Genomic DNA, 3848 nt, shown 5'->3' with positions numbered 1-3848 from the left:
GGCCAGCACCGCCCGGTCGGCGACCGCGTCCTCGGCGGCGCCGGCCGCCTCCTGCAGCACCGACACGATGGTGCCCGCCACGGCCTCGCCCATCGAGGTCACCACCAGGCTGACCGCGTGCCGCAACGCCGCGGCCAGCAGCGGGCCGTCGATGTCGGACACCGCGCCACCGCGGTCCTCGGCCGCCGCGGCGGTCACGTCGGCGAAACCGCGCAGGATCTGCGACAGGATCACACCCGAATTGCCCCGGGCGCCGCGCAACGCCCCCTCGGCCATCCGGGCCGCCACCGCTGCGACGTCGTCGACGGGGTCCTCAGCGCCGGCAGCATCCGCCTGTGCCCAGGCCGCCCGCATGGTGAAAAGCATGTTCGTACCGGTGTCGGCGTCGGCGACGGGGAACACGTTGAGCTGGTTGATCTCGTCGGTGTGGGTGATCAGGTCGGCGACCGCGGAATGAGCCCAGCGCCGCAGGGCTGACGCGTCGAGCACCCCAGCCGACATCCCCACCTCCACACGCGCACTACGCCGGCGACGCCGCCGTATGCTGCCGCCGTGGGCGCCAGCCTAGCCAGTGCCGCGGACACCGCCGCGATCCGCCGGGCCCGGGCTGTGGATGGGGCCGTGGATGGGCCCATTGCGGCCGATTTTGGCGATACCTGCGATGGCCGGTATTCTGGTCGGGTTGTCGGGTCGAGCCGCGGCTACCTGCGGCCCCAGGACCCAGACCCCCACGTACTGATTCGAGGAGTTCTACATATGGCTGCCGTGTGCGAGATCTGCGGGAAGGGCCCCGGCTTCGGTAAGTCGGTGTCACACTCCCATCGCCGGACCAGCCGTCGGTGGGATCCGAACATCCAGTCGGTGCGCGCTGTGACGCGCCCGGGCGGCAACAAGCAGCGCGTCAACGTGTGCACTTCCTGCCTGAAGGCCGGCAAGGTCAGCCGCGGTTAGTCCGCGCCCTCGGCCACGGCCGACGCTGCTGCGCGGCACCACGGTCGGTCGTTTGACTGCGAACCCATCGGGTACCGCCTCTCCCTGAGGCCGGGCACCAGGCCCGGCCGGACGGGAATGGTTTTCAATGATGCACGCCGGAATCGCTCGCCACGCTCTGATCGCTGTCTCCGGGGCACTCGCCGCGGGATGGTTGCTGACGGCGTGTGGCGACGACTCAGCCACCGACACCGAGACGACGCCCGAGACCACCGAGACGACGTCGGAGACCTCGCAACCGGTGGAGACGACGGAACCGGCCGAGGGCGAAAACACCATCGAGGTGCCCTCACCGGAGATCAGCGTCCCGTCTCCGAGCATCGACGTGCCCTCACCGGATATCGACGTGCCGTCGCCCGAGATGCCCGACATGCCCGAGGTGACGCCGTCTCCGGTGCCCTGATGCGGTGAGGCCGCCACGGCCGACCGGGCGCGGCCGCTCCGCCTTCTCCGGCGGTGCGGCCGCCCCGGCCTAGGGAGCCTCCGTCGCGGGTGGTGGCATGTCGGTCGGCGGCCAGACGAAGTCGTCGAAGCAGCCCGTGGCCCCGAACAGGACGCCGACCACCAACACGGTGACGCCCGACCTGCGTACGAATCCCCGTCGGGACGTGACCGCCCGCGATGCGGCTTCCGGGCCGGTTGTCACGGCAGCCGCCAGTCCACCGGATCGGCGCCCATCTTCTCCAGCAGTTCGTTCGCGCGACTGAAGGGCCGCGAGCCGAAGAAGCCCCGCGACGCCGAGAGCGGGGAAGGATGGGCCGACTCGATCGTCACGGTGTCGCCCAGCATCGGCTTGAGCGTGCCGGCGTCGCGGCCCCACAGCACCGCCACCAGCGGCTGCTCGCGCGCCACCAGCGCCCGGATCGCGCATTCGGTGACGACTTCCCACCCCTTGCCGCGGTGCGAGGCCGGGCTGCCCGGGCGCACCGTGAGCACCCTGTTGAGCAACATCACACCCTGTTCGGACCAGGGGGTCAGGTCACCGCTGGACGGCGCCGGGTGGCCCAGGTCGGCGCGGTACTCGGTAAAGATGTTGTCCAGGCTGCGCGGCAACGGCCGCACGTCGGGCGCCACCGAGAAACTCAGCCCGACGGCGTGTCCGGGTGTCGGGTAGGGGTCTTGGCCGACGATGAGTACGCGCACCTTATCGAACGGGAAGGTGAACGCACGCAACACGTTCGGCCCGGCGGGCAGGTAGCGGTGACCGGCGGCCAGTTCCGTGCGCAGGAATTCGCCCATCTTGGCGACCTGCGCTTCCACCGGTTGCAGGGCGCGGGCCCAGGCGTCGTCGACCAACTCGGGCAGGGGTCGTGCTGTCACGACAGGCCAACCTAGCGTGCCCGCCGCCTCAGAACGACTCCCAACCCGCGATACCCGTCCACGGCGCGCCGTCGACGGTCACCCCGGAGGTGCCGGCGACCGGCTCGGCGACCCGGCCGATCGCGCGCCAGCCTGACGGCGGCTCGCCGGGGAACGTGGCCACCAGCGCATGGTCCTCACCGCCGCCGAGCACCCACTGGCGGGCGTCTGCGCCGGCCGCGGCAGCCGCCTCGGCGACGGCCTGGACATCCGCGCCCAGCGCCTCCAGCGATACGTCGAGCACCACCCCCGAAGCCGTGGCGATGTGCCCGAGGTCGGCGAGCAGACCGTCGGAGACATCGGTCATCGACGTCGCGCCCGCCCGCGCCGCCAGCTCCCCCTGGCCATAGGGCGGCTCCGGCACCAGATGACGCTGCCGCAGCTCGGGGAATCCGCTGATAGCGTTGCACCACAACACATATCCGGCCTGGGACTGACCGAGATGACCGACCACCGCGACGGTGTCGCCGGGCTGGGCGCCACCTCGGCGCACCGGCTCGCGCCCACCGAGGTCACCGAGTGCGGCCACCGAGATCACCCATTGCGGCGCGGACACCAGGTCGCCCCCGACTATCCCCGCCCCCAGCAGTCCCGCCTCGTGCCACATCCCGTCGGCGAGCTCGACGGCCCGCGCGGTGTCCGTCTCACCCGGCGCGGCGAATCCCACCACGAAGGCGGTCGCGCGGGCCCCCATCGCCTCGATGTCGGCCGCGTTCTGCGCGATGGCCTTTCGACCCACATCCTTCGGAGTGGACCATTCCAGACGGAAATGTCGCCTCTCGACGAGCATGTCGGTGCTCACCACGGTCCGGCCGTCGGGGGCCGCGACGACAGCGGCGTCGTCACCGGGACCCAGACTGACCCACGGCGGCTGCCGCCGGCCCGCCACCAACCGGTCGATGACGGTGAACTCACCCGACCCCGCCAGCGTCGCGTCGGAGGGATCGCCCGCCATGTGTGGATCCTCTCGTCATCGCCGCGCTGCCGCCGTGGCCTGAACGCTCGGCCCACCTGCGGTACTTTTGTTCCCTGCGGCGTGGAGTCTATGCAGCCAGATGGAGGTATTGCGGCGTGGTCGAGGCTTTCGTTCTCATCCAGACCGAGGTCGGTCGCGCCGAAGTCATCGCCAAGCAGCTCGCGGGGCTGACCGGGGTGCTGTCGTCGGAGTACGTGACCGGTCCGTACGACGTCGTGGTCCGCGTGGGCGCGGACACGCTGGCTGATCTGCAGTCTTCGGTGGTGCCCAGCGTTCAGCAGGTGCCCGGCATCACCCGGACGCTGACCTGCCCGATCGCCGACGGAGTGCAGCCCTAGAGTTTGGTGGGTGAGCACCCAGGCCGGTGACGGACCCCCGCGGGCGGTGTTGATCGTCGCACTCATCGTGGCCGTCGGCGCCGTCGTCGCGGTGCTCGCGGTCGCCGCGGTGCAGCAACGCCGGCCCGCCCCGGCCCCGGTGGGGATCTCCTCGGTGCCCGCGCCGCAGGCCGACGGTGCCGACT

Annotated in this window: 6 protein-coding genes; 3 read left to right on the top strand and 3 right to left on the bottom strand. The window is 71.4% G+C overall.

The genetic code is table 11. The features are described from left to right. Nucleotides 1-501 (bottom strand): DAK2 domain-containing protein (locus ACXAID_RS27340; RefSeq protein ID WP_475025307.1); only part of this gene is annotated, 501 nt, incomplete at its 3' end. Between the two features lie 255 nt (nucleotides 502-756). Between ACXAID_RS27340 and rpmB the strand changes: the two genes are divergently transcribed. Together rpmB and ACXAID_RS27330 are read left to right on the top strand one after the other, a co-directional pair. Beyond that, the gene (rpmB, locus tag ACXAID_RS27335) at nucleotides 757-951 is read left to right on the top strand and encodes a 50S ribosomal protein L28 (RefSeq protein ID WP_152516595.1); all 195 of its coding nucleotides are present in this window, start codon (nucleotides 757-759) and stop codon (nucleotides 949-951) included. A gap of 130 nt (nucleotides 952-1081) precedes the next feature. Continuing rightward, complete coding sequence (locus ACXAID_RS27330; RefSeq protein ID WP_475025306.1) at nucleotides 1082-1393, top strand: hypothetical protein; 312 nt, start codon at nucleotides 1082-1084, stop codon at nucleotides 1391-1393. A gap of 239 nt (nucleotides 1394-1632) precedes the next feature. Here ACXAID_RS27330 and ACXAID_RS27325 read toward each other — a convergent pair whose 3' ends face one another. Together ACXAID_RS27325 and ACXAID_RS27320 are read right to left on the bottom strand one after the other, a co-directional pair. After that, nucleotides 1633-2310 carry a uracil-DNA glycosylase gene (locus ACXAID_RS27325; RefSeq protein WP_475025305.1) on the bottom strand — a complete coding sequence of 226 codons (678 nt, stop codon included), beginning with the start codon at nucleotides 2308-2310 and terminating at the stop codon, nucleotides 1633-1635. A 28-nt stretch (nucleotides 2311-2338) separates the two neighbouring features. Further along, nucleotides 2339-3304, bottom strand: coding sequence for a thiamine-phosphate kinase (locus ACXAID_RS27320; protein ID WP_475025304.1), 966 nt, complete (start codon nucleotides 3302-3304; stop codon nucleotides 2339-2341). A 116-nt stretch (nucleotides 3305-3420) separates the two neighbouring features. Here ACXAID_RS27320 and ACXAID_RS27315 point away from each other — a divergent pair, with 116 nt between their 5' ends. Beyond that, entirely contained in the window at nucleotides 3421-3663 is a 243-nt protein-coding gene (locus ACXAID_RS27315) for an Lrp/AsnC ligand binding domain-containing protein (protein WP_475025303.1), read from the top strand. Nucleotides 3664-3848: the final 185 nt, after the last annotated feature.

It is taken from the genome of Mycobacterium sp. ABE4_509, from assembly GCF_056160785.1.
This window is presented reverse-complemented; position numbering and strand designations above follow the sequence as displayed.